This window comes from Streptomyces sp. H39-S7, from assembly GCF_027158205.1.
Classification (GTDB): domain Bacteria; phylum Actinomycetota; class Actinomycetes; order Streptomycetales; family Streptomycetaceae; genus Actinacidiphila.
This window is the reverse complement of sequence record NZ_JAPVLU010000002.1, coordinates 215,097-234,171: the sequence shown is the minus strand read 5'-3', so window position 1 is coordinate 234,171 and position 19,075 is coordinate 215,097. Positions and strand designations below refer to the sequence as shown.

Genomic DNA, 19,075 nt, shown 5'->3' with positions numbered 1-19,075 from the left:
CATTCGACACATACAACGAACACCGGGCGGGGTCGCCTCGGTCGCGCGGCAGCGGCTGTTCGTCGTGGTCATGTGATCCAGTAAAGCAGACCTGGACACCGCGTCCCACATTCCGGGCGGAGTGTTCACTATGCGGACAACCGGGGGTCGCGTCCGGGTCCTTTTGGCCCGTAATAGAGTCGCGGCATGCTCGACGCAGTCACCATCACGGTCTCGGTCGCGGCGCTGCTGCTCGCGGCGTGGTGCGGCTTCGCCGCATTCCGGGACCAGCCGACCAAGGACTGGCACTTCATCGGCATGGCCGTGGTCTCGGTGCTCGCGCTGGTCCAGCTGGTGATCGCCCTGGTGAAGCTCTCGCGCGGCGAGAAGCCGGACCAGGGAACGCTGATCTTCGTCTCCTACCTGGTCGGCGCCGCCTGCACGATCCCGGCGGCCGGCTTCATGTCGCTGACCGAACGCACCCGCTGGGGATCGGCGATCGTCGCCGCGGGCGGAGTGATCCTCGCCGTGCTCGAAGTACGGCTTTTCGACATCTGGGGAGGCGGCGGTGTCTGACCCCGCGCGCGAGGCATCCGGTGACCGGGCCGTGCACGACGAGGGGGCCGGCGGGGGCGAGGCCGGGCGGATCGGCCGGGGTCCCGGGCGGCTGCTGCTCTCCCTCTACGGGGTGTTCACCGTCGCGGCGGTGTCGCGCTCGCTCGTCCAGATGTTCACGAAGTTCCATGACGCGCCGCTGGCCTACGTGCTGTCGGCGGTGGCCGGACTCGTCTACGCGGTGATCACCGTCGCGCTGTGGCGCGGCGGTGAGGCGGCCCGCAGGGTGGCGTTGGTGTGCTGCTCGGCCGAACTGGCCGGCGTGATCGCGGTGGGCACCTTCACCCTCGTCGACCCGTCCGCGTTCCCCGACGCGACCGTGTGGTCGGACTTCGGGATCGGCTATCTCTTCCTGCCCCTGCTGCTGCCCGTCGCCGGGCTGCTGTGGCTGCGCAGGTCGGCACAGCCACAGCAGACGCGGTAACCAGGGGTTCGGATCAGGCGCTGGCGGCGAACGACGCCCTCGGGGCGTCCTTCTCCATGGTGACCAGGCTCAGCCGCCGGGTGATCGGTTCGGCGTCGCCCACCTGCTCGTACCCCAGCTTGCGGTACAGCCGCAGGTTCAGGTCGCTGCGGTGGCCGGTGAACAGCCGGTACCGCTTCGCCTCGCTCTCGGCGGACAGCCGCTCCTCGACGGCGTGCAGCAGCCGGCCGCCGAGGCCGTGCCGCTGCATACGGGGGTGGACGATCAACTTGGCGATCCGCGCGGTGCCGTCGTCGTCGACGACCCCGCGGACGGAACCGACGACCTCGTCGCCGAGCCGCGCGACCAGGACGCACCCCTGAGCCAGCTCGGCGCGCAGCGCCTCGAAGGTCTGGGTGAGCGGCTCTATGGAGTAGTCGCCGTAGAGCTCCGCCTCGCTCTGGTAGCAGAGGTACTGGAGTTTGAGGATCTTCTCGGCGTCGCCTTGATCCGCCGTAGAGATGGTCACGCTCATGCCCATGGGCCGCAGGCCTCCCCTTCGAGTCCGCCCGGGCTGATGAGGGTGTGATGCGCGCCCGGGACGTGTGCCTGACCGGAGTTGGTACGGGTGTGCGCCGTCTCCGTGGCGCTGATGATCGCACAAACGCCCCGGCGCGGTAGATGCCTCGCAATACCCGCATCCGGCCGCGCTCGAACGCGCCAGGAACGCCTTGTCGCCGACTGTTTACCGTGCCTTACCCCGTCTTGCCGGGGATGCAACCCCGGATTTCAGGATCGAGCGCAGGCAGCCGAGGCAGCGCGAGCGCAAAGGGCCGATACTGCCCTGTGAGATTCCCAACTCGCGGGAGATTTCCTGGTATGTGGGGTCGGACCGGGACATCAGGGCGGTAACCACCTGCGGGCAGCGTCCCGGCAGCCGCTCCACGGCGGCGTGCACCGCCGCCCGCTGCTCGGCGCCGAGCACCTGTTCCTCGACGGACGGCCCGCGGTCGGCCGCCGGGTCGCGGCCCGGGGTGTACCGCAGCTCACGGCGGACCCGGCGGGCGGCCTCGCGCACCTCGCGCCGCACCGCCGCCCGCAGCCAGCGGGCCGGATCGGACGGCGGCACGGCCAGTTCCAGCAGCCGCAGCCACACCGCCTGCTCCAGGTCGGCGGCCTCGATGCCGCCGGAGACCGCTTCCGCGGCCGCCTCCGCGGCGACCAGGGGACGCAGCCGGGTCAGTTCGTCTTCACGCAGCGACACGTTCATGATCGCCGGGACGACACGGCCGCGCCCGGCGGTTGCCGGGCGCGGCCGTCTTCACTCGTCAGAGTGGATAACCGGTGCGGACAGGTCACCGGTTCTTCAGGAAGTCCTCGCGGGCGAGGAGCGCGGTGTCGGCGTTGTCGGAGAAGATCCCGTCGATGCCCTGCTCGAAGTACGTCCTGAACGCGCCGAAGGAGTCGCCGTAGGCGTTCGGGTCGGTGCCCTTGCGGAAGTCGACGGGCAGGAAGGTGTTCTCGTTGCGCATCGTGTACGGGTGCAGGATCAGCCCGGCGGCGTGCGCGTCGCGCACCAGCGTGGTCGGGGTGCCGAGCTTCCCCGCGGCGTCGAGGGGGATGATCAGCGTCAGCGTCGGGCCGATGCCCCGGGCGAAGCGCGCGATCCACCGCAGTCCGGCCGGGGTGACGAGGTCGGCGACAGTGCGCGGGTCGCCCGCCTCGACGAAGTCGTACGGGCGGGAGGTCGGGCCGGACAGCAGGAAGACCTTGGGGGCGCCGGCGCCCAGCGAGCCCAGCCGCTGCAGGCTGCTCGGCTCGAAGGACTGCAGGAACTGCGGGGAGTCCCGGCGGTCGCGCCCGTAGCGGCGCAGCAGCCTGGCCAGGCGCTCCTCCAGGCCGAGGTCCAGCTTGCGGAAGTAGGTGGGGTGCTTGGTCTCGGTGTGCAGCCACACCGGGCGGCCGCGCTTGCGGCCCTGCTCGTCGGCCCACTGGAGCACCTCTTCGAAGGTGGGGATCTCCCAGCGGCCGTCGTAGAGGGTGTTGCGCTGCCGGTTGGCCGGCAGCCGCTCCACGGCGCGCAGCGTCTTCAGCTCGGCGAGGGTGAAGTCCTCGGTGAACCAGCCGGTGGTGGCGGTGCCGTCGATGGTCTTGGTGGTCCTGCGGCTCGCGAACCCGGGGTGCTGCGAGACGTCGGTGGTGCCGCCGATCTCGGGCTCGTGCCGGCAGACCAGGTGGCCGTCCTTGGTGGGCACGACGTCCTGCTCGATGACGTCCGCGCCGATGTCCAGGGCGTACTGGTAGGAGCCGATGGTGTGTTCGGGGCGGTAGCCACTGGCGCCGCGGTGCCCGATGACGGTCGGCACCGGCAGCTTGGACGAGCCGTGTCCGCCGCGACCGGCGGACGTGCCCGCCGCCTCCGCCGCGCCCGGCAGGGCGAACACCGCGCCGCCGGCCCCCAGGGCCGCCGCCGCGCCGAGGACGGCCCTGCGGGCCGGTCCTGAACCCTGCTGGTCGTGCGTCATGAGCTCTCCCTCTGTCCGGTGATGGACCCGGTGACTGCGGCCGAACGCCCGTGCGGCACCTGCCGGTCGACCCGCGCATCGTAGGCGCGCGCACCTTTCGTGCGGCCCACCACAGGCGAAACACGCGCGGAACGTAGGTCAACAGTGCGTAGCGGCTGTGTGAACCCGGCGTGCGCTCACCCGGCGAACGGAAGTATCGTCCTCATACATAGGGGGTGTGTGCCAGTGGGCATGCGCCCCTGGTCTGCGATCCACCGATCCCCTGCCCGGAGGGCCCGTTGTTCCGTTTCCTGATCAATACGCTGCTCGTACCGCTCCTCCGCGTGCTGTACCGCCCGCGTGTCGAGGGAATCGAGAACATCCCCGCCACCGGACCCGTGATCCTGGCGGGCAACCACCTCGCCTTCTCGGACTCGCCGTTCATGACCCTGGTGGCCCCGCGTCCGGTGTTCTTCCTCGGCAAGGACGAGTACGTGACCGGGAGCGGCATCAGGGGCCGGGCGAAGGCCGCGTTCTTCACCACCGTCGGCATGATCCCGGTGGACCGGGACGGTGCCCGTGGCGGCGCCGCCGCGCTGATGACCGGCCGCCGGGTGCTGGAGGACGGCCAGATCTTCGGCATCCACCCGGAGGGCACCCGCTCCCCCGACGGCCGGCTGTACCGGGGTCGCACGGGTGTCGCACGGCTCGCCCTGATGACCGGCGCCGTCGTCGTTCCCTGCGCGCTGATCGGCACCGAGCGCGTACAGCCGGTGGGCAAGAAGCTGCCCCGCATCCACCGGGTGACCATCCGCTTCGGCGCGCCCCTCGACTTCACCCGGTACGAGGGCATGGACCGCGACCGCTATGTGCTGCGGGCCATCACGGACGAGGTGATGAGCGACGTCATGCGGCTGTCGGGCCAGGAGTACGTCGACATGTACGCCACCAAGGCCAAGGCCGCCTGACCGTTCTCCGGGCGTCCCGCTCTCAGTGGTGGGTGCGGGACGTCGCCAGCTCGGTGTGGCGCAGCATCCGCCAGGCCCAGACGGCCGCCCCGAGCAGCACCACCGCGCCGACCATGGCCGCGATGCGCAGCCCGTCGGTGAACGAGGCCTGCGCCGCCACGAGCAGCGCGTCCGAGCTCCCGCCGGGCAGTGTCTCCGCCACCTCGACGGCGCCCGCCAGGGAGTCCTTGGCCTGCGCCGCGCTGTCCGCCGACAGGCCGGTGGGCAGCGTCAGGTTGGAGTAGACGCCGGTGACGATGGAGCCGAGCAGCGCGATGCCGAGGGCGGCGCCGAGTTCGTAGGCCGTCTCGGAGACCGCGGCCGAGGCGCCGGCCTCCTCCTCGGGGACGCTGGAGAGGATCACGTCGGCGGTGACGGTGAAGGAGAAGCCCGCGCCCACGCCGACGATCAGCAGCACGGCGAAGAGCAGCGGATAGCCCGTGTCCGGGGTGAGGCCGAACAGTCCGGCCAGGGCCAGGCCGCTGGCGCCCAGGCCGCCCGCGACGACCAGCCGCACGGAGAACCGGCGGGCGGCCATGCCCGCGCACAGCCCGGCCCCCACGGCTCCGACCATGGCCGGCAGTTCCGACAGCCCGGCCTCCAGCGGCGAGCGCCCCTGCACCATCTGCAGGAACTGCGACAGGAAGAAGATCAGCCCGGACAGGCCCAGCACGGTGAGCAGGTCGGCCAGCACCGAGGCGGAGAAGCCCCGGTTACGGAAGAGCCGCATGTCCAGCAGCGGCGCGGGCAGCGTGTGCTGCCGCCGGACGAAGGCGTAGAGGCAGACCAGGCCCACGGCGCCGGCGGCGAAGGCGGCGGTGCGGGGGCCGTGGGCCGCCAGCTCCTTGATGCAGTACACGACGCCGAACATGCCGACGAGCGAGAGCGCGACGCTGAACAGGTCCCAGGGGCCCGGGTCGGGGTTGCGGGACTCCGGCAGCAGCTTGTAGCCGACGATCAGCAGCACCGCCATGACCGGCAGGTTGATCAGAAAGACCGAGCCCCACCAGAAGTGCTCCAGCAGGATGCCGCCGACGACCGGCCCCACGGCGGCGCCGGCCGTCGAGGCCGCCCCCCACACGCCGATCGCGAAGCTGCGCTCGCGCGGGTCGGTGAAGAGGTTGCGGATCAGCGCCAGGGTGGACGGCATCAGGGTCGCCCCGGCCACGCCCATCAGGGCGCGGGCGAGGATGAGCGTTTCGGGGGTGTGCGCGTACGCGGCGAGCACCGACAGCCCGCCGAACGCGGCGGAGCCGATGAGCAGCAGCTTCTTGCGGCCGACGCGGTCGCCGAGGCTGCCCATCGAGACCAGCAGCCCGGCGATGACGAAGGAGTAGATGTCACCGATCCACAGCAGCTGCGTCGAGGACGGTTGCAGATCCTCGGTCAGGAACGGCATCGCCAGCCCGAGTACCGTCGCGTCGACCGCGACGAGCAGCAGCGCCAGCGTCAGGACGGCGAGGGCGAGCCAGCGGGAGGGGTGCGGGGGCGTCGGGGACACGGGGGCGTCGGGCTTGTGCAGGGCGTCGCGGGTCATGACGCGCTCCGCAGCATCCCGCCGAGCAGCAGCTCGGAGACCATACGGGCCGAATCGTTCCGTGCCATACGTCCATCCTGGACGCACCAGGCCGAGGCCGCGATCAGGGCGTACAGCGCCTCGCCCAGCCAGGTGGGTGTCAGGTCGTACCGGAACAGCCCCTGCTCCTGGCCGCGCCGGAAGAGCGCGCTGACCCGTTCGTCCACCCGCGCCCAGCCCTCGGTGACCTCCGGCAGGTCGTACAGCTGGTTCTCGCCGTAGAGGAAGGCCAGGAATCCGGAGACGGGGATGGCCTCGTCGATCAGCCGGCGCACGGCCGCGACCGGGTCACCCTCCTCTATGCGGGCGGCGTCCAGCCGCTCGTCCATCTGTGCGATCCCGAGCAGGCCGAGGGCCCGGACGAGGGCGTCGCGGCCGGGGAAGTGCCGGTGGAGGGTGGCGCGGCTGATGCCGGCCGCCTTGGCGATCTCGTCCATGGACGCGGTGGCCCGGCGGCTCAGCAGGGCCGCGGCGTCGCGCAGCACCTGGTCACGATCGAAGCTCATGAGACAATCGTAGTCCACATGAGACATCAACGTCTCATTCCACTGCCGGAGAACGGGCGGAGGCCAGGCCGTCACGGCCCGGCGCTCCGCCCGGTGTCAGCGTTCGGCCAGCGCCCAGGCCAGCTGCGCGGCCACGTCCTGCTTGACCTCGGCCAGCTGCTCCGCCACCCGGACCGGCGCCGTGCCGCCCCGCCCGTCACGGGAGGCGAGCGCGCCCTTGACGTTGAGGACGGTGCGGACCTCGGGGGTCAGATGGGGGGAGATCTTGGCGAACTGCTCGTCCGTCAGCCCGTCCAGCTCGATGCCCTCGGCCTCGCAGACCTTGACGCACTCCCCCGCGACCTCGTGCGCGACCCGGAACGGGACGTTCTGCTTGACCAGCCACTCGGCGATGTCGGTGGCGAGGGAGAAGCCGGCCGGCGCCAGCTCCTCCATCCGCGCGGTGTTGACCGTGAGGGTGGCCATCATGCCGGTGAAGGCGGGCAGCAGGACCTCAAGGGTGTCGCAGGAGTCGAAGACCGGCTCCTTGTCCTCCTGCAGATCGCGGTTGTACGCGAGCGGCAGGGCCTTGAGCGTCGCCAGCAGACCGGTCAGATTGCCGATGAGCCGGCCGGACTTGCCGCGCGCCAGCTCGGCGATGTCCGGGTTCTTCTTCTGCGGCATGATCGAGGAGCCGGTGGAGAAGGCGTCGTGGAGGGTGACGAAGGAGAACTCCTTCGTGTTCCAGATGATGATCTCCTCGGCGATCCTCGACAGGTCGATCCCGATCATCGCGGTGATGAACGCGAACTCCGCGACGAAGTCGCGCGAGGCCGTGCCGTCGATGGAGTTGGCGACCGAGCCGCGCTCGAAGCCGAGTTCGGCGGCGACCGCCACCGGGTCCAGGCCGAGCGACGAGCCCGCGAGCGCGCCGGAGCCGTACGGGGAGACGGCCGTCCGCTCGTCCCACTGCCGCAGCCGCTCGGCGTCCCGGCCGAGCGCCTGCACATGCGCCAGGACGTGGTGGGCGAAGAGCACCGGCTGGGCGTGCTGCAGGTGCGTGCGCCCCGGCATGGCCACGTCCGCGTGCGTCTCGGCGAGACCGACCAGCGCCTCCTGCAGTTCGGCGAGCAGCCCGCCGACGATCCGGGCGTGGTCGCGCAGGTACATCCGGAAGAGCGTGGCGATCTGGTCGTTGCGGGACCGGCCGGCCCGCAGCTTGCCGCCGAGGTCCGCGCCGATCCGCTCCAGCAGACCGCGCTCCAGCGCGGTGTGCACGTCCTCGTCGGCGATGGTGCCGGTGATGGTGCCCGCCTCGACATCGGCGGCCAACCGGTCGAGGCCGGCCAGCATCCGTCCCAGCTCGTCGTCGGTGAGCAGCCCGGCCTTGTGCAGCGCGCGGGCGTGGGCGCGGGAGCCGGCGATGTCGTAGGGGGCCAGCCGCCAGTCGAAGTGGACCGACGCGGAAAGCTTGGCCAGCGCCTCCGCCGGGCCGTCCGCGAACCGGCCGCCCCAGAGCCTGACATCGCCGTTGCTGCTCACCGCTGCTCCTCGAAGAGGTCGCGTGGATCGTCGCCTGGTGACGACCGCACTGACTGGCATAAGTATGCATTGCACTGCATGATTCGTCAAAAGCCGGGTCCGGCGGGTTGCACGGGTCCGGTGTACCCGCGAACGCCGGAAGGGCCCCCGCGAACGGGGGCCCTTCCGGGAACTCGCGCCGGCTCAGTGCTGCCGGTGGTCGCCCGCCGCCAGCCGCAGCAGGTGATCTGCCAACGCCTGCCCGCCGGCCGCGTCCCGGCTGATCAGCATGAGGGTGTCGTCGCCCGCGATGGTGCCCAGGATGTCGTGCACCTCGGCCTGGTCGATCGCGGAGGCCAGGAACTGGGCCGCGCCCGGCGGGGTGCGCAGGACGACCAGGTTGGCGGACGCCTCCGCCGAGATGAGCAGCTCACCGGCCAGCCGGGCCATCCGCTCCTCCTTGACCGACTCCCCCAGCGGCGCCTGCGGGGTGCGGAAGCCGCCCTCGGACGGCACCGCGTAGATCAGCTCGCCGCCCGCGTTGCGGATCTTGACCGCGCCCAGCTCGTCCAGGTCGCGCGAGAGCGTCGCCTGCGTCACGCTCAGCCCGTCGTCGGAGAGCATCTTCGCGAGCTGGCTCTGCGACCGCACCGGCTGCCGGTTGAGGATGTCCACGATCCGCCGGTGGCGTGCGGTGCGGGTCTGCGGTACGGCCTGGCCGGCGTGCTGCGCCTCGGTCATCGTCGCGTTTCTCCGGATCGTTGGTCCCTGTGTACCGCGTCGAGGACGGCGGGCAGCGCCTGGAGGAACGCCTCCACCTCGTCGTCACCGAGGATCAGTGGAGGAGCGAGCCGTACCGTGTCGGGCACGGCCGCGTTCACCAGGAGTCCGGCGTCCTGAGCCGCCTGTTGCACCTGCGGTGCGAGCGGCTCCGTGAGAACGATACCCAGCAGGAGCCCGGCACCGCGCACATGATCGACCAGCGGGTGTCCGAGCGCCTCGATCCCGTGCCGCAGCCGGTCGCCCTGCCGCTTGACGTTGTCGAGGATGCCGTCGGCCGCGATGGTGTCCAGTACGGCGAGCGCGGCGGCGCAGGCGACCGGGTTCCCGCCGAAGGTGGTGCCGTGCCGACCCGGCGTGAACAGGTCGGCCGCCGCGCCGAAGGCGATCGTCGCGCCGATCGGCAGACCGCCGCCGAGGCCCTTGGCGAGGGTGACGACATCGGGCTCGACACCGTGCGCCTGGTGCTCGAACCACTGGCCCGTCCGTCCGATGCCGGTCTGTACCTCGTCCAGGACCAGCAGGGTGCCGGTGGCGGTGGTGATCTCCCGTGCCGCCCGCAGATATCCGGCGGGCGGCACGACGACGCCGTTCTCGCCCTGGATCGGCTCGATGATCACCAGTGCGGTGTCGGTGGTGACGGCGGCGCGCAGCGCGTCCACGTCGCCGAACGGCACATGGGTGACGTCACCGGGCAGCGGGTGGAAGGCCTCCTGCTTCTTCGGCTGGCCGGTGAGCGCGAGGGCGCCCATCGTCCGGCCGTGGAAGGCGCCCGAGGTCGCCACCATGTGCCGGCGGCCGGTCAGCCGGCCGATCTTGAAGGCGGCCTCCACCGCCTCCGCGCCGGAGTTGGAGAAGAAGACCCGGCCGGCGCGGCCGAAGAGCTGCAGCAGCCGCTCCGCGACGGCCACCGGGGGCTCGGCGATGAAGAGGTTCGAGACATGGCCGAGCGTGCCGATCTGCTCGGAGACCGCCCGGACCACGGCCGGATGGCCGGTGCCGAGGCAGTTGACCGCGATGCCGCCGACGAAGTCGAGGTAGACCTTGCCGTCGGCGTCCCAGAACTTCGCGCCCTCGCCGCGGGCCAGCGGAACGCGCGGCGTCCCGTAGTTGTCCATCAGCGAGTCCTGCCAGCGCTGCGTCAGTTGCTCGTTGCTCATGACCCGTCCCCCTGCGCGTCCGGCACGATCATCGTGCCGATGCCGTCGTCCGTGAACACCTCGAGGAGCATCGAGTGCGGCACCCGGCCGTCGATGATCCGCGCACTGCCGACGCCGTGGCGCACGGCGTACAGGCAGCCCTCCATCTTGGGCACCATGCCGCTCGACAGACCGGGCAGCAGTTTCTCCAGTTCGCTCGCGGTGAGCCGGCTGATCACGTCCTCGCTGGACGGCCAGTCGGCGTACAGCCCCTCGACGTCGGTGAGGACCACGAGGACCTCGGCGCCCAGCGCCGAGGCGAGCGCGGCGGCCGCGGTGTCCGCGTTGATGTTGTAGACGTGACCGTCCTCGGCGCGGGCGATGGACGAGACGACCGGGATCCGGCCGTCGTCCAGCAGCGCCTGGATGGCGCCCGGGTCGACCTCGGTGATCTCCCCGACCAGCCCGATGTCCACCTGCTCCCCGTCGACGACCGCGTGCCGCTTGACGGCGGTCATGGTGTGCGCGTCCTCGCCGGTCATCCCGACGGCGAACGGGCCGTGCTCGTTGAGCAGCCCGACCAGCTGCCGCTGGACCTGGCCCGCGAGCACCATCCGGACGACGTCCATCGTCTCGGGGGTCGTCACCCGCAGTCCCGCGGTGAAGGAGGACGCGATGCCGAGCCGGTCGAGCTGGGCGCTGATCTGCGGGCCGCCGCCGTGCACGACGACGGGCTTGAGGCCGGCGTGCCGCAGGAAGACGACGTCCTGGGCGAAGGCCGCCTTCAGCTCCTCGTCGACCATGGCGTTGCCGCCGAACTTGATGACGACGGTCTTGCCGCTGAAACGGGTGAGCCAGGGCAGCGCCTCGATGAGGATGCGGGCCTTGGGGAGCGCGGTGTGGTTCCGCGCGGTGGGGTTGGTCATGAGCTGTACGCGCTGTTCTCGTGGACGTAGTCCGCCGTGAGGTCGTTGGTCCAGATGGTGGCGGCGGCGCTGCCCGCGTTCAGGTCGGCGGTGATGACGACCTCGCGGAACCGCATGTCGACCAGGTCCCGGTCCTCGCCGACCGAGCCGTCCCGGCAGACCCAGACGCCGTTGATGGCCACGTTCAGCCGGTCGGGCTCGAAGGCGGCGGCGGTCGTGCCGATCGCGGACAGCACCCGGCCCCAGTTCGGGTCCTCGCCGTGGATCGCGCACTTGAGGAGGTTGTTGCGGGCGATGGAGCGGCCCACCTCGACAGCGTCGTCCTCGGTCGCGGCGTTGACCACCTCGACCTTGATGTCCTTCGACGCGCCTTCGGCGTCACCGATCAGCTGACGGGCGAGGTCGGCGCAGACCTGCTCGACGGCGGCTGCGAAGTCGTCGTAGGCGGGGACGGTGCCGGCGGCGCCGGAGGCGAGCAGCAGCACGGTGTCGTTGGTGGACATGCAGCCGTCCGAGTCGGCCCGGTCGAAGGTGGTGCGGGTGGCGGCACGCAGCGCGGTGTCGAGCGTCCCCGCGTCCAGGTCGGCGTCGGTGGTGAGCACGACGAGCATGGTGGCCAGGCCCGGCGCGAGCATGCCCGCGCCCTTGGCCATCCCGCCGACGGTCCAGCCGTCCTGCTCGACGACGGCCGTCTTGTGCACCGAGTCGGTGGTCTTGATCGCGATGGCGGCCTTCTCGCCGCCGTGTGCGGAGAGTTCGACCGCGGCCTTCTCGATTCCGGGCAGCAGCTTGTCCATCGGGAGGCGCAGCCCGATCAGGCCGGTGGACGCGACGGCGACCTCGGCAGCGTTCTGTCCGAGGACCTCCGCGACCTTCTCGGCGGTCGCGTGCGTGTCCTGGAAGCCGAGCGGCCCCGTGCAGGCGTTCGCGCCGCCGGAGTTGAGGACGACGGCGGACACCTGCCCGCCCTTGACGACCTGTTCCGACCAGACGACGGGCGCGGCCTTCACGCGGTTGGAGGTGAAGACACCCGCGGCGGCCAGGCGCGGCCCGTTGTTGACCACGAGGGCCAGGTCGGGGTTGCCGCTGTCCTTGATCCCGGCGGCGATGCCCGCGGCCGTGAATCCCTGCGCTGCCGTGACGCTCACGGTGCCACTCCTGTCGTGGAAAGTCCCATGTCCTCGGGGAGTCCGAGGGCGACGTTCATGCTCTGCACCGCGCCGCCCGCGGTGCCCTTCGTCAGGTTGTCGATCGCGCTGATGGCGATGATGCGGCCGGCCGCCTCGTCGTACGCGACCTGCACCTGCACGGTGTTGGAGCCGAGCACGGCGCCGGTCGACGGCCACCGCCCCTCGGGCAGCAGGTACACGAACGGCTCGTCCGCGAAGGCCTTCTCGTACACGGCGCGGACCGCGTCGGCGGTGACGCCCGCCCGGGCCCGCACACTGCAGGTGGAGAGGATGCCGCGCGGCATCGGGACGAGGGTCGGGGTGAACGAGACGCCGACGGACTCGCCGGCCACGGCCGACAGGTTCTGCATCATCTCGGGGGTGTGGCGGTGCACGCCCCCCACGCCGTACGGGGTCACGGATCCCATGACCTCGCTGCCGAGCAGGTGCGGCTTGGCGGCCTTGCCCGCGCCGGACGTGCCGGAGGCGGCGACGATCACGGCCTCGGGCTCGGCGAGCCCGGCCGCGTACGCCGGGAAGAGCGCCAGCGAGACGCCCGTCGGGAAGCAGCCGGGCACCGCGATGCGCCGCGAGCCCCGCAGGGCGGCCCGTGCCCCGGGCAGCTCGGGCAGCCCGTACGGCCAGGTCCCGGCGTGCGGGGAGCCGTAGAACTTCTCCCAGTCGGCGGCGTCGCGCAGCCGGAAGTCGGCGCCGCAGTCGACGACCAGAACACCGTCGCCGAGCTGCTCGGCCACCGCCGCGGACTGCCCGTGCGGCAGCGCGAGGAAGACCACGTCGTGCCCGGCCAGCACCTCGGCCGTCGTCGGCTCCAGCACGCGCTCGGCCAGCGGCGGCAGGTGCGGCTGCAGTGCGCCCAGTCGCTGTCCCGCGTTGGAGTTGCCGGTGAGTGCGCCGATCTCGATCTCCGGGTGCCCCAGGAGCAGCCGCAGGATCTCACCCCCCGCGTAACCACTCGCCCCTGCCACCGCTGCCCGCAAAGCCATCGAACCTCCTCGTCGAAGGCATGACTATACGTTCCACCGAAGCTTTATGCAAAGAGTTGCGGATGGCGGGGGTGCGTAACGGCGGGCCGGCTGGTGCGTACCCCGGGGGTCAGCCGCCGTCCGCCAGCGTCCGCAGGGCCCTTTCGAGCCGGACCCGCCGGCTCTCCGGTGTGAGTGCCTGGAGCAGCGGCAGGATCGCCTGGTAGCGGCCGGTCCTGTCGAGGGCCTCGAACGCCTTCTTCGCCGCGGGGTCCGCGTCGAGCGCCGCCGCGAGGTCGGGCGGCACGGTCGCCGTCCGCTGCGGGTCGTAGGCCGCGGCCCACCGCCCGTCCTCCTGCGCCCTGAGCACCTCGGCCAGCCCGGCCTCGCGCATCCGTCCGGCGGCCGTCAGCGTCGCGACCTTCTCCACGTTCACCCGCGACCACAGGCTCCGGGGCCTGCGCGGCACGTACTTCTGCAGGTAGTGCCGCTCGTCGAGGGAACGCCGCTGCCCGGAGATCCAGCCGTGGCACAGCCCGATGTCGACCAGCTCGTCGGACGTGACCGACGGGATGCCGGAACCCTTCTTGGCCATCTTGATCCACACACCCTCGTGGCGGGTGACGTGCCCGGCCAGCCACTCCTCGAACGCCGCGGCGTCCGCGAAGGCGATGATCTCCACCCCGTCGAGCTCTTCCATGCGGCCCAGGCTAGGGCCTGGGCCGCCCGCCGGGGGCCAACCCGGCCCGTACTCGTAGTACTTGAGAGCTACGCGCAAGGTGCGCTCTCCGGCGGGACGCCGACCGCAGGGTGTGATCCATAACTTCGGTACCGGAAGAACGACACCCGGTACGGAAGGACCACTCCCCCATGGCGTCCCGCCCGCGCTTCAGCCGTCTGCGCCGCACCCTGCTCGCCGCCCTCGTCGCCGCGTCCGTGGCGGTCCCGGTGTCCGGGGCAGCCCGGCCCGCGGCCGTCCCGGCGCCCGCGCCGGTGGCGCTCGCCCCGCTGCGGGCCGCGACCCCCGCCGCTCTCGCCGAGCGGTACGCCGCCAACCGCCAGGGCATCCGGGCGGCCGAGCGGATGGCCGGGGAGCACGGGGACCGGAGACGGGCGCGGGCGCTGCGCGCCATGGCGGATCCGGCGCGGCACTTCCTCAGGTTCGACGGGCGGGACGGCGGCCGCACCGCCGAGGTGTTCGGTGATCTGTCCCGCGCCGGGACGATCGCCGTGCTGGTGCCCGGCTCGGACACCGGCCTCGACACCTATGAGCGCTTCCGGGCCGGCGCGGTGGCGCTGCGGGAGCAGCTCGGCGACCGGGCCGCGGTCGTCGCCTGGCTGGGGTACCGGACGCCGGGCACGGTGAGCCCCGAGGTGCTGACGCCGGGCCTGGCCCAGCACGCGGCGCCGCGACTGCGCTCCTTCATGGCGGAGCTGGCCCAGGTCAAGCCCGCCGCCCGGACCTCGCTGCTCTGCCACTCCTACGGTTCGGTCGTCTGCGCCCTGGCCGCCCGGGACCTGTGGGTCGCGGACATCGTGCTCTACGGCAGCCCGGGCACCGGCGTCGACACCGTCGGCGCCCTGCACACCCCGGCGGCCGTCTGGGCGGGCCGGGGCACCGGCGACTGGATCGCCGCGGTGCCGCATGTGCGGATCCGGGTGCCGTTCCTCTCCGTCGGGTTCGGGACCGATCCGGTGTCGCGGACGTTCGGCGCCCACACCTTCGACGCCGGCGCCGCCGGCCACAGCGGCTACCTGCAGCCCGGTTCCGTGGCCCTGCGGAACATCGCCCGGATCGTCTCCGAGGGGCACCCCACCGAGGAGGGCCGTCATGCGTGACCTCGCCGTGCGTGACCTCGTACGGCGGATCGGCTCCGCCACCCCGCCCGACCGTGACCGTGCCGTCGACGCCCTGCGCGCCCTCGCCATCCTCGGCGTGGTGCTCGGCCACTGGCTGGTGACCGCGCTGGTCTCCGACAGCGGAACGGTGCGCGGAGCGGGACCGCTCCAGCACCTGCCCCGACTCGCCCCGGCCTCCTGGCTGTTCCAGACCCTCGCGGTCTTCTTCCTGGTCGGCGGCCACGTGGGTGCGAAGGGCTACGCGGCGGCGCGGGCGCGGGGTACGACGTACGGGCGGTGGCTCGGCGCCCGGATGGCCCGGCTGTTCCGGCCGGTCGCCGCCTTCCTGCTGGTGTGGAGCGTGATCTCGGGCGCGATGCTCGTCTCCGGAGTGGGCTGGGACACCGTGCGCACGCTGGTGAAGCTGGCCGTGTCGCCGCTCTGGTTCCTCCTGGTCTTCGCCGCCCTGACCGCGGCGACCCCGCTGGCCAGGCGGATGCACCTGCTGTGGCCGCTGGTCGTCGTCCTGTACGTCGACCTGGTCCGGTTCGGTTTCGACGGCCCGGCCCGATACGGCTGGATCAACGTGGCGGCGGGCTGGCTCGTCCCGTACTGCCTGGGCGCGGCCTGGGCGCGGGCCGGCATGCCGGGCCGTACGACCGGCTGGCTGCTGCTGGCCGGCGGTGCGGCCGGTACCGCGGGGCTCGTGCTGTGGGCCGGCTATCCCGCCGCCATGGTCGGCGTGCCGGGTGCCGCGGTCTCCAACCTCGGCCCGCCGACACTGGCCGCCGTCACCTTCGGTCTCGCCCAGTGCGGAGCGGCGCTGCTGCTGCTCGGTCCGCTGCGGCGGGTGCTCGCGCGGCCCGCCGCCTGGGCGGCGGTGGCGCTGGTCAACCTCTCCGCGATGACCGTCTTCCTCTGGCACCAGACCGCGATGATGGCGGTCACCGCCACCGGCCTCCTCGCCGGCGCGCCCCTGCCCGGTCTGCACACGGAGCCCGACGGGCCGGGCTGGGTACTCGCCAGGCTCGCCTGGCTCCCGGTGTTCGCGGTGGCACTGCTGATCTGCTGGGCCGCGTTCCGCCGCTGGGAACAGGGACGGCCGAGAACGGGGAGCACGGTCGTGCGCGAGGGCCGCCCCGCCCGTTCGGCGGCGGCGCGGCGTGCCTAAAGTGGATCTTCTGAAGCGGGGGGACATGACGGAACGACTGGGGACGGTCCTGCGGAGGGTGCCGCGGGCGCTGCGCGAGGACCTGTGGACGGGCGCCGATCCGCTGCCCCGCCCGGGACTGCCGCACTGGCTGGACTGGCGGCCGGCGATCACGGTGCCCCTGCTGTTCGTCGCGGTGGGCATGTTCATCGCCAGCGCGAACGAGTACGCCGTCTACTACGGGGCGGTCAGGCCGATCAGCCTGCTGCTCGCCGGGATCCAGGCGGCGGCGCTCGTCGCCGTGCTGTTCCGTCCGGTCCCGGCCTGGTGGGCGTCGACGATCGCCACGACGGTGGCCGCGGCGCAGGCCGACGTGGCCGCCTCCACGCTCTTCCCCTGGACCGGCGCGGGCCTCGTCCAGCAGTCCCTGATGCTGTTCCTGCTCGCGCTGCGGGTGCGCCCCCGGGTCGCGGCCGAGGCGCTGGTGATCAGCCTTCTGGCGGGCCTGCTGTGCACCGCGTCCGTCTCCACGGGCGGACTCACCAACGTCGTCCGGCTGGGCGCCCTGGCCTTCACGACCACCACGGCGCTCGGCGCCGCGCTGCGCGGCCTGGGAGTGGCCCGCCGGAAACTGGTCGTGCAGGAGGAGCTGACCGCCGAGGAGCGGGCGCGGCGCACCCTGTTGGAGGAGCGCAACCGGATCGCCCGTGAACTGCACGACGTGGTCGCCCACCACATGTCGGTGATCTCCATCCAGGCGCAGGTCGCCCCGCACCTGGTCGAGAACCCCTCCGAGGAGCTCAGGGAGACCCTGGCGGGCATCCGCGCGAACGCGGTCGACGCGCTCACCGAACTGCGCCACGTCCTCGGCGTACTGCGCTCCGAGGACGCACTGCCGGACAGCACCCGGCACACCCCGCAACCCACCCTCGACCGGCTGGACGAGCTGGTCGCCAATGTGCGCGGCACGGGGCTCCCCGTCACCGTCCGGACCACCGGGGAGCCGCGGCCCCTGCCACCCGGCGTCGAGCTGTCGGCGTTCCGCATCGTGCAGGAGGCGCTCAGCAACGCGATGCGGCACGCGCCCGGCGCGGCGGTCCTGGTGGAGGTCGGGCACCACGCGTCGGGGGTCAGGGTCCGGGTCACCAACGCCGCGCCGGACCGGGCGGGACCGCCCTCACGGGGAGCGGGCCACGGCCTGCTCGGGATGCGCGAGCGGGCCGTGATGCTGGGCGGCGAACTGGCCACCGGGCCCACCCCCGACGGCGGTTACGAAGTGACCGCGATACTGCCCGCACGACCCCCTGTCCCGCCCGCCGACCCCGCCGAGGACACCCCATGACGACCATCCGTGTCCTGATCGCCGACGATCAGATGATGGTCCGCCAGGGCCTGACGGTGCTGCTCAACGCCGAGCCGGGCATCGAGGTCGTCGGCCAGGCCGTGGACGGCGTCGAGGCCGTCGCCAAGGTGGCCGAACTCGCCCCCGACGTGGTGCTGATGGACATACGGATGCCCCGCCTCGGGGGCATCGAGGCGACCCGCCGCGTCACGGAACCCGCCGGCTCCACCGTGCGGGTCCTCGTCCTGACCACCTTCGACCTCGACGAGTACGTGTACGAGGCACTGCGCGCCGGGGCGTCCGGCTTCCTGCTGAAGGACGCGTCGGCGGCCGAACTCGCGCAGGCGGTACGGGTGGTGGCGGCCGGCGACGCGCTGCTCGCCCCGAACGTCACCAAGCGCCTGATCGCCGAGTTCTCCCGGCTGGCCGGCGCGCCGCGCGCCCCGCTCAAGGAGCGCCTCGGCGACCTGACGGAACGGGAGACCGAGGTCCTCTCCCTGATCGCCCAGGGGCTGTCGAACGCGGAGATCGCCGTACGCCTGGTGGTGGCCGAGCAGACCGTGAAGTCGCACGTCAGCCGGATCCTGGTCAAACTCGGCCTCCGCGACCGGACCCAGGCGGCGGTCTTCGCGTACGAGACGGGCCTGATCCGTCCGGCCGGTTACTGACGGCCGGCGGGTTCGATCGCCGGCGCCGCCGCGATCTCCGCGTGTGCGCGCGGTCGCGCCGGGCGGCGGGTCATGCCGACGCCGACGAGGACCACGGCCATGCCCGCGACGGTCCTGAGGCCGACGTTCTCGTGCAGCACGATCGCGCCCAGCGCCACCGAGACCACCGGCAGCAGGTATCCGACCGTGGAGGCGTTGGTGGCACCCTCGTCCGCGATCAGCCGGTAGGTGAGGTGGAAGGTGACGCCGGTGGCGAAGATCCCCAGGACCAGGACGGCCGACAGGGCCGCGGGACCGGGATGCACGGGCGCCAGGCCGCCGAGCGGAAGGGCCAGCGCGCTGAGTCCCGTCGCAGCGAGGAGCTGGGACGCGGAGAGCGCGATGGTGGCGGTGCCCTTGCCGACGAGATGGCGTCCCATGTAGGCGAACGCGACGGCGTAGCTCGCCGCCGCCCCGAGCATCGCGGCGGCGCCCCAGCTGACCAGTCCGGCCCGGCCCCACGGGGCGAAGATCAGCAGCGTGCCGGCGAATCCGAGCAGCAGTCCGCCCAGCCGGGCGGGGTGGAGCCGGCGTTCCGTGCCGATGACGACGCCGATCAGCAGGGACCACAGCGGGGTGGTCGCGTTGAGGACGCCGGCCACGCCGGAGTCGACCGTCTGCTCACCGACGCTGAACAACGCGAAGGGAAGGGCGTTGCAGAAGAAGGCCGCCACCACGACATGACCCCAGGTCGCGCGGTCGCGCGGCAGTCCGCGGCGTGCCGAGAGGCACATGCCGAGAAGCACCACCGAACCCAACGCGCACCGGGTGAAGGTCACTTGGGCGGGCGACAGTCCGTCCAGCGCCAGTTTGATCCACAGGAACGTCGATCCCCACAGCAGGGCGAGGACGCCCATCCGCACCAACGCCATCGGACCGGATCCACCACTGCCGCCGCCGCTCACTCGCTGTCTCCCTCGTCGCTCTTCCGGTCTCCGGTGATCACCGTG

The 19,075-nt window shown here is 72.3% G+C and carries 20 protein-coding genes; 7 read left to right on the top strand and 13 right to left on the bottom strand.

All coding sequences use genetic code 11. The features are described from left to right. Positions 1-186 precede the first annotated feature (186 nt). Both O3X23_RS02880 and O3X23_RS02875 read left to right on the top strand, forming a co-directional pair. A complete protein-coding gene (locus O3X23_RS02880; protein ID WP_269269460.1) occupies positions 187-555 on the top strand; it encodes a hypothetical protein in 369 nt (122 codons plus the stop codon). A gap of 31 nt (positions 556-586) precedes the next feature. Then, a complete protein-coding gene (locus tag O3X23_RS02875) occupies positions 587-1,018 on the top strand; it encodes a hypothetical protein (RefSeq protein ID WP_269269569.1) in 432 nt (143 codons plus the stop codon). A gap of 13 nt (positions 1,019-1,031) precedes the next feature. Here O3X23_RS02875 and O3X23_RS02870 read toward each other — a convergent pair whose 3' ends face one another. The 3 genes from O3X23_RS02870 to O3X23_RS02860 all read right to left on the bottom strand — a co-directional run bounded on the left by O3X23_RS02870 (position 1,032) and on the right by O3X23_RS02860 (position 3,522). Next, complete coding sequence (locus O3X23_RS02870) at positions 1,032-1,538, bottom strand: GNAT family N-acetyltransferase (protein WP_269269458.1); 507 nt, start codon at positions 1,536-1,538, stop codon at positions 1,032-1,034. A gap of 204 nt (positions 1,539-1,742) precedes the next feature. Further along, positions 1,743-2,267, bottom strand: coding sequence for a sigma-70 family RNA polymerase sigma factor (locus tag O3X23_RS02865; protein ID WP_269269456.1), 525 nt, complete (start codon positions 2,265-2,267; stop codon positions 1,743-1,745). An 85-nt stretch (positions 2,268-2,352) separates the two neighbouring features. Beyond that, complete coding sequence (locus tag O3X23_RS02860) at positions 2,353-3,522, bottom strand: glycerophosphodiester phosphodiesterase (protein ID WP_269269455.1); 1,170 nt, start codon at positions 3,520-3,522, stop codon at positions 2,353-2,355. A 278-nt stretch (positions 3,523-3,800) separates the two neighbouring features. On the opposite strand from O3X23_RS02860, the gene O3X23_RS02855 reads away from it, so the two are divergent. Next, the gene (locus O3X23_RS02855; protein ID WP_269269454.1) at positions 3,801-4,469 is read left to right on the top strand and encodes a lysophospholipid acyltransferase family protein; all 669 of its coding nucleotides are present in this window, start codon (positions 3,801-3,803) and stop codon (positions 4,467-4,469) included. A gap of 22 nt (positions 4,470-4,491) precedes the next feature. Here the strand turns inward: O3X23_RS02855 and O3X23_RS02850 are convergent, their stop codons facing one another. The 9 genes from O3X23_RS02850 to O3X23_RS02810 form a co-directional block, all read right to left on the bottom strand. Next, positions 4,492-6,045 (bottom strand): MFS transporter, encoded by a 1,554-nt coding sequence (locus O3X23_RS02850; protein ID WP_269269453.1) that lies wholly within the window; start codon positions 6,043-6,045, stop codon positions 4,492-4,494. Then, complete coding sequence (locus O3X23_RS02845) at positions 6,042-6,590, bottom strand: TetR/AcrR family transcriptional regulator (protein ID WP_269269452.1); 549 nt, start codon at positions 6,588-6,590, stop codon at positions 6,042-6,044. Before O3X23_RS02845 ends, O3X23_RS02850 begins: the two co-directional genes overlap by 4 nt. A 96-nt stretch (positions 6,591-6,686) precedes the next feature. Beyond that, positions 6,687-8,111: an argininosuccinate lyase gene (gene argH, locus O3X23_RS02840; protein WP_269269451.1), complete on the bottom strand. Its 1,425-nt coding sequence runs from the start codon at positions 8,109-8,111 to the stop codon at positions 6,687-6,689. Between the two features lie 183 nt (positions 8,112-8,294). Next, positions 8,295-8,831 (bottom strand): arginine repressor, encoded by a 537-nt coding sequence (locus tag O3X23_RS02835; protein WP_269269450.1) that lies wholly within the window; start codon positions 8,829-8,831, stop codon positions 8,295-8,297. Further along, the gene (locus O3X23_RS02830) at positions 8,828-10,030 is read right to left on the bottom strand and encodes an acetylornithine transaminase (RefSeq protein ID WP_269269449.1); all 1,203 of its coding nucleotides are present in this window, start codon (positions 10,028-10,030) and stop codon (positions 8,828-8,830) included. The genes O3X23_RS02835 and O3X23_RS02830 overlap by 4 nt, the downstream gene beginning before the upstream one ends. Continuing rightward, positions 10,027-10,935: an acetylglutamate kinase gene (gene argB, locus O3X23_RS02825; protein ID WP_269269448.1), complete on the bottom strand. Its 909-nt coding sequence runs from the start codon at positions 10,933-10,935 to the stop codon at positions 10,027-10,029. Before argB ends, O3X23_RS02830 begins: the two co-directional genes overlap by 4 nt. Next, a complete protein-coding gene (gene argJ / locus O3X23_RS02820) occupies positions 10,932-12,083 on the bottom strand; it encodes a bifunctional glutamate N-acetyltransferase/amino-acid acetyltransferase ArgJ (RefSeq protein WP_269269447.1) in 1,152 nt (383 codons plus the stop codon). Before argJ ends, argB begins: the two co-directional genes overlap by 4 nt. Beyond that, on the bottom strand, positions 12,080-13,108 hold the full coding sequence (gene argC, locus O3X23_RS02815) for an N-acetyl-gamma-glutamyl-phosphate reductase (protein ID WP_269269446.1): 1,029 nt from the start codon (positions 13,106-13,108) through the stop codon (positions 12,080-12,082). The genes argJ and argC overlap by 4 nt, the downstream gene beginning before the upstream one ends. Positions 13,109-13,217: 109 nt before the next feature. Beyond that, a complete protein-coding gene (locus tag O3X23_RS02810) occupies positions 13,218-13,787 on the bottom strand; it encodes a YdeI/OmpD-associated family protein (protein WP_269269445.1) in 570 nt (189 codons plus the stop codon). Positions 13,788-13,957: 170 nt separating this feature from the next. On the opposite strand from O3X23_RS02810, the gene O3X23_RS02805 reads away from it, so the two are divergent. From O3X23_RS02805 to O3X23_RS02790, 4 genes are read left to right on the top strand one after another with little or no spacing between them, the layout of a single operon-like run. After that, entirely contained in the window at positions 13,958-14,926 is a 969-nt protein-coding gene (locus tag O3X23_RS02805) for an alpha/beta hydrolase (protein ID WP_269269444.1), read from the top strand. Next, positions 14,919-16,097: an acyltransferase family protein gene (locus O3X23_RS02800; RefSeq protein ID WP_269269443.1), complete on the top strand. Its 1,179-nt coding sequence runs from the start codon at positions 14,919-14,921 to the stop codon at positions 16,095-16,097. The genes O3X23_RS02805 and O3X23_RS02800 overlap by 8 nt, the downstream gene beginning before the upstream one ends. Positions 16,098-16,122: 25 nt before the next feature. Beyond that, on the top strand, positions 16,123-17,418 hold the full coding sequence (locus O3X23_RS02795; protein WP_269269442.1) for a sensor histidine kinase: 1,296 nt from the start codon (positions 16,123-16,125) through the stop codon (positions 17,416-17,418). Then, positions 17,415-18,086 carry a response regulator gene (locus O3X23_RS02790; protein WP_269269441.1) on the top strand — a complete coding sequence of 224 codons (672 nt, stop codon included), beginning with the start codon at positions 17,415-17,417 and terminating at the stop codon, positions 18,084-18,086. The genes O3X23_RS02795 and O3X23_RS02790 overlap by 4 nt, the downstream gene beginning before the upstream one ends. On the opposite strand, the gene O3X23_RS02785 is transcribed toward O3X23_RS02790, so the two are convergent. Then, positions 18,080-18,997, bottom strand: a complete 918-nt coding sequence (locus O3X23_RS02785; RefSeq protein WP_269269440.1) for a DMT family transporter — start codon at positions 18,995-18,997, stop codon at positions 18,080-18,082. The two genes, O3X23_RS02790 and O3X23_RS02785, sit on opposite strands and share 7 nt — an antisense overlap. Positions 18,998-19,075 lie beyond the last annotated feature (78 nt).